Genomic DNA, 4,673 nt, shown 5'->3' on the forward strand with positions numbered 1-4,673 from the left:
ACGATCAGCTGCAGCGCAAAGCGAACCGCGGCCGCAGCAGCAGCGCCAGTACCAGCACCGCCAGGAACGCCCCATAGGCATACAGCACCGCCAGCACCTGCGGCCAGATGGGCCCGGCGCCCGGTTGTACCAGACCGATGTGGTGGCCCCACAGCATCGCCACGATGCTCAGGGCCAGCGCCAGTGCCAGCGTAGCGCCATCGAACAGGCGTCGCCGCGCGGTACGCGGCTGGCGCGGAAACAGCCAGTACAGGCTGCCCAGCAGGATGAACCAGGGCAGGAACAGCAGCAGCGACAACCAGGCCATCGCAGACTCCATGTCATCGCGCCGAAGGCGCGCGGACATCATGCCATGGGTGCACTGCCGTGGTAGTGCCGGCCGCTGGCCGGCATTTCGCCCTCAACAGCGCCGACCAAGGTCGGCATCTAGCTATCAGTCGGCGCGCAGCACAGCCAGCGCCGCCAGCACCGCATCCACCTCGGCTTCCAGCTTGAACAGGTCGCTCTGCAGCTGGTCACCCTGCTCGGCCTGCTTCAGCACCGCGATCAGCTGGCCGGCATCGCKCGGCGAGTCGAAGCCTTCGCTCTGGATCAGCAGCGTGCCGTCACCGGCGGTCAGCTTGAAGTAGAAACGGCCGTCCTTCTCGCGGTACTGCTTGAACAGCGGCGGAGCGGCGCGGGCTTCACCGGCATCTTCGCTGGCGATGTCGCCGGCATCGGACAGATCACGCAGGCCCACCGCATGGCGCAGTTCTTCCAGCAGCGGTGCCGCCAGCTGCTCACGCAACTGCTGGCCACGGCGCTTGAGCAGTGCTTCGATCTTCTCCGGCTCGGCCATCAGCGCGTTGTAGCGCTCGCGCAGCGGCGACAGTTCGCTGTCGATGCGCTCGAACAGCTGCTGCTTGGCATCGCCCCAGCTGATGCCATCGGCGAAGGCCTTGGCGAAGGCAGCGGTCTGCTCCGGGGTGGCGAACGCCTGGTACATCTGGAACAGCGCCGAACCTTCGGTGTCCTTCGGCTCGCCCGGGGCACGCGAGTCGGTCAGGATCGAGAACACCAGCTTCTTCAGCTCCTCGCGCGGCACGAACARCGGAATGGTGTTGTKGTAGCTCTTGSWCATCTTGCGGCCATCCAGGCCCGCCAGGGTTGCCACCTGCTCGTCGATCACCACGTCCGGCAGCGGGAAATATTCCTTGCCGTACACATGGTTGAAGCGCTGGGCGAAGTCGCGCGCCATCTCGATGTGCTGGATCTGGTCACGGCCCACCGGYACSYGGTTGGCCTTGAAGATCAGGATGTCGGCSGCCATCAGCACCGGGTACATGAACAGSCCGGCGCTGACACCTGCGTCCTCGTCCTGGCCTTCCTCCCGGTTCTTGTCCACCGCCGCCTTGTAGGCATGGGCGCGGTTGAGGATGCCCTTGCTGGCGATGGCGGTCAGGAACCACATCAGCTCGGTGGTCTCGCGGATGTCACTCTGGCGATAGAACCACACGTGTTCCGGGTCCAGGCCACAGGCCAGCCAGCTGGCAGCGATCTCCAGGGTCGCGCGCTGGGTGCGCTGCGGGTCCTGCGACTTGATCAGGCTGTGCAGATCGGCCAGGAAGAAGAAGCTCTCGATGTCCGGCGCGCGGCTGGCCGCAATGGCCGGGCGGATGGCGCCAACGTAGTTGCCCAGGTGGGGCGTGCCGGAGGGGGTGATACCGGTAAGGACTCGGGTCGTCATGACTGCGTGCGGAAACCTTCTATGAACGCGGCCAGTTTACCGTGCACACGGTCAACCCCGTCAGGGCCTCCGGCGCGTTCATTCACCCAACCCCGCTGGAGACGCCCGATGAAACGCCTGCTGCCCCTGCTGCTTATCCTGCCTCTGGCCGGCTTCCGCCCGGCTCCGCTGCCCCCGCCGATGCCGCAGGACGGCCCGGTGCGCGTGGCCCTGGTCGACCGCGACCGCGGCACCGAGCTGCGCAGCTACCCGGCCGACGGCCAGCGCTGGGTGGCCGGTGAGCGCGGCCACCGCTATGCGGTGCGCCTGTACAACGACAGCCCGCGACGGGTGCTGGTGGTGCTGTCGGTGGACGGGGTCAACGCCATCTCCGGCGAAGACGCCGATCCCTCGCAGACCGGTTACGTGCTCAACCCTGGCCAGCGCGCCGATATCACCGGCTGGCGCAAGACCCAGGACGAAGTGGCCCAGTTCGTCTTCAGCAGCCCCAGCGGCAGCTATGCCAGCCGCACCGGCCGCCCGGACAACGTCGGCGTGGTCGGCGTGGCGGTGTTCGAGGAAGCGCGTCGCTGGTACCCGCGTCCGCAGCCGATCCTGCGCGGTCGCGCCGGGCCGGCACCGGCGTCGGCCGAAGCCTCGGCGGCGGCCGACGCCAGCGCCAGCCGCATTGAAGGCTATTCGGCCAAGTCGCAGGCACCCGCGCTGGGCACCGGGCATGGTGCGCGCGAAAGTTCTTCGGTGCGCGATACCGATTTCGAACGCGCCACCCGCAGCCCGGCACAGGTGCTGCAGCTGCGCTACGACAGCGCCCGCAACCTGCGTGCACGCGGCATCCTGCTCGATTCGCCCTCGCGCCTGGACCGCCAGCCACAGGCCTTCCCCAACCGCTACGTGCCCGACCCGCCGGCGCGTTGATCTGCACACAGCACAACGCCCGCACCTTCCGGCGCGGGCGTTGTCGGTGGGGGCATAACGCGGGCGTTCGACGCCCGGTTACTTGTAGTCCGGGTAATCCTTGTGCATCGCTTTCTCGAAATCACGCACTTCGGTTTCTGCGCGGTCCTTGGCCCAGCCATAGCGCTCCTGCAGGCGGCCCGCCAGATATTCGGCATTGCCCTCGGCCACATCGAAATCGTCATTGGTCAGATCGCCCCACTTCGCCTGGGCCTTGCCCTTGAGCTGGGACCACTTGCCGGAAATGATGTCTTTGTTCATTGCTGAGGCTTCCTTGGAATGCAACGGCGTTGTTACCGTGGCTGCAGCATCGCGCAGTGCACGTTGAAGCACGGTCAACCGGCCATGAAAGCGCCGCTCACCTGCTTGAATGGTTCACTACCGGTCGACACGCGGCGTCCACACGCAGCAAGCGCGCATGAAAAAGGCCGGGAAGATCCCGGCCTTTTCCGTAGTGCGCACCACCTCAGGCTCAGTTGCCCTTGGCGGCATCCTCAACCTTCTCACCAGCCTTCTGCACGTCCTTGCCGGCACCGGCAACGGTGTTGCAACCGGCCAGCAGGGCCACCGAGAACATCGACAACAGCATCAGGGCAACTACGCGCTTCATGGGCTTCTCCTTGGGTTTGCCGCTACACCGCTCAATCACGGGGTTCGGTTGTATTGATCGGGGCGGCAGGCTGGCTCGAAGCCAACACTGCCGCGTGAGGTGCAATCTGGCGGCAGGGGCGTGGAGCGCGTGTGAACGGTTCGTCCAACCGTTCAGGCTGGATCCTCTCAGTCGCGCATCAGGGTCGATTTCCCGAACAGGCTTTCGACCAGGTCCACAGCCAGTTCGGCGGTGCTGTTGTGGTTGTCCAGCAGCGGATTGAGTTCGACGATGTCCAGCGAGCCCATGCGGCCACTGTCGGCGATCATCTCCATCACCAGCTGCGCTTCGCGGTAGTTCACCCCGCCCGGGACGGTGGTGCCCACGCCCGGGGCAATACTCGGGTCGAGGAAATCGACGTCGAAGCTGACGTGCAGGTGGGTGTTCTCGTCGATGCCGGCCAGCGCCGCTTCCACGGTACGCTTCATGCCGTTCTCGTCGATGTAACGCATGTCGTAGACATCGACCTTGTGGGTCTTGATCAGGCGCTTTTCTTCCGGGTCCACCGAACGGATGCCGATCTGGTGCACCTGTGAAGGCTGGATCGCCGGCGAAGTGCCGCCCAGCCTGGTCAGCGCATCCGGGCCGAGGCCGCACAGGCAGGCCACCGGCATACCGTGGATGTTGCCCGACGGGGTCACCTCACTGGTGTTGAAATCCGAATGCGCATCCAGCCACAGCACGCGCAGGTCCTTGCCCTGCTCGCGGCACCAGCGCGCGACGGCAGTGATCGAACCGATGCCCAGGCAGTGGTCGCCGCCCAGCATGATCGGCATGCGGCCGGCCTGGAGTTCGGCGTAGCTGGCTTCCATCAGCGCGTGGTTCCACGCCACCACCTCGTCCAGGTGGCGATAGCCCTGCACCGGCGCAGTCCACGGGTTGCGCGGGCCGTCCAGGTTGCCGAGGTCGCGCACGTCCACGCCACGCGCTTCCAGTGCTTCGGGCAGGCCCGCCACGCGCAGGGCTTCCGGCCCCAGCCGGGCGCCGCGATGGCCCGCCCCGATGTCGGTGGGGACGCCGATCAGGGTAACGGCGGGATGATGGGCCATGGGTGCCTCCTGCGAACGAAAAAGAAGCACAGTCTAGCCAGACGCATGTGACACCACTCGCGGCGGTGCAGCAGGAAATGGCGGCGCCATGGCGCAAGTGGGCAACGGGCAACCACGCGTAGGACTTACCCGGCCTTGTGAATCAGAAATTCTTCCGCCTGTGATGGGGCTCACCACACTGACGGATACGGCTCTATCGCTTTCCCGTCAGCGCAGCGAAGGTGCTCGCCCCAAAATAGAGGCAAGGATGTTCCTGCGTTGAATCGAAGAAAACTCTTACCCAGCTTCTCGACGC

Annotated in this window: 6 protein-coding genes; 1 reads left to right on the plus strand and 5 read right to left on the minus strand. The window is 65.9% G+C overall.

Features of this window, described 5'->3' with window-relative positions; translation table 11 throughout:
- Window positions 1-4 precede the first annotated feature (4 nt).
- Window positions 5-307 carry a hypothetical protein gene (locus tag AC1VAN_RS12230; RefSeq protein ID WP_093820732.1) on the minus strand — a complete coding sequence of 101 codons (303 nt, stop codon included), beginning with the start codon at window positions 305-307 and terminating at the stop codon, window positions 5-7.
- 126 nt (window positions 308-433) lie between these two features.
- On the minus strand, window positions 434-1,726 hold the full coding sequence (locus AC1VAN_RS12235) for a tryptophan--tRNA ligase (protein ID WP_480985884.1): 1,293 nt from the start codon (window positions 1,724-1,726) through the stop codon (window positions 434-436).
- A 108-nt stretch (window positions 1,727-1,834) separates the two neighbouring features.
- On the opposite strand from AC1VAN_RS12235, the gene AC1VAN_RS12240 reads away from it, so the two are divergent.
- Window positions 1,835-2,641, plus strand: a complete 807-nt coding sequence (locus AC1VAN_RS12240) for a hypothetical protein (RefSeq protein WP_025878333.1) — start codon at window positions 1,835-1,837, stop codon at window positions 2,639-2,641.
- A gap of 78 nt (window positions 2,642-2,719) precedes the next feature.
- On the opposite strand, the gene AC1VAN_RS12245 is transcribed toward AC1VAN_RS12240, so the two are convergent.
- The 3 genes from AC1VAN_RS12245 to rocF form a co-directional block, all read right to left on the minus strand.
- Entirely contained in the window at window positions 2,720-2,941 is a 222-nt protein-coding gene (locus AC1VAN_RS12245; RefSeq protein ID WP_025878332.1) for a CsbD family protein, read from the minus strand.
- 211 nt (window positions 2,942-3,152) lie between these two features.
- A complete protein-coding gene (locus AC1VAN_RS12250; protein ID WP_019661832.1) occupies window positions 3,153-3,290 on the minus strand; it encodes an entericidin A/B family lipoprotein in 138 nt (45 codons plus the stop codon).
- A gap of 167 nt (window positions 3,291-3,457) precedes the next feature.
- The gene (gene rocF, locus AC1VAN_RS12255) at window positions 3,458-4,378 is read right to left on the minus strand and encodes an arginase (RefSeq protein WP_032978254.1); all 921 of its coding nucleotides are present in this window, start codon (window positions 4,376-4,378) and stop codon (window positions 3,458-3,460) included.
- Between the last annotated feature and the right edge of the window lie 295 nt (window positions 4,379-4,673).

It is taken from the genome of Stenotrophomonas sp. 05L44_2, assembly GCF_056665995.1.

Bases quoted from the DNA above. Each gene is read 5' to 3' on its own strand.
- AC1VAN_RS12230 (WP_093820732.1), bottom strand. From the start codon at position 307: ATGGCCTGGTTGTCGCTGCTGCTGTTCCTGCCCTGGTTCATCCTGCTG.
- AC1VAN_RS12240 (WP_025878333.1), top strand. From the start codon at position 1,835: ATGAAACGCCTGCTGCCCCTGCTGCTTATCCTGCCTCTGGCCGGCTTC.
- AC1VAN_RS12245 (WP_025878332.1), bottom strand. From the start codon at position 2,941: ATGAACAAAGACATCATTTCCGGCAAGTGGTCCCAGCTCAAGGGCAAG.
- AC1VAN_RS12250 (WP_019661832.1), bottom strand. From the start codon at position 3,290: ATGAAGCGCGTAGTTGCCCTGATGCTGTTGTCGATGTTCTCGGTGGCC.
- rocF (WP_032978254.1), bottom strand. From the start codon at position 4,378: ATGGCCCATCATCCCGCCGTTACCCTGATCGGCGTCCCCACCGACATC.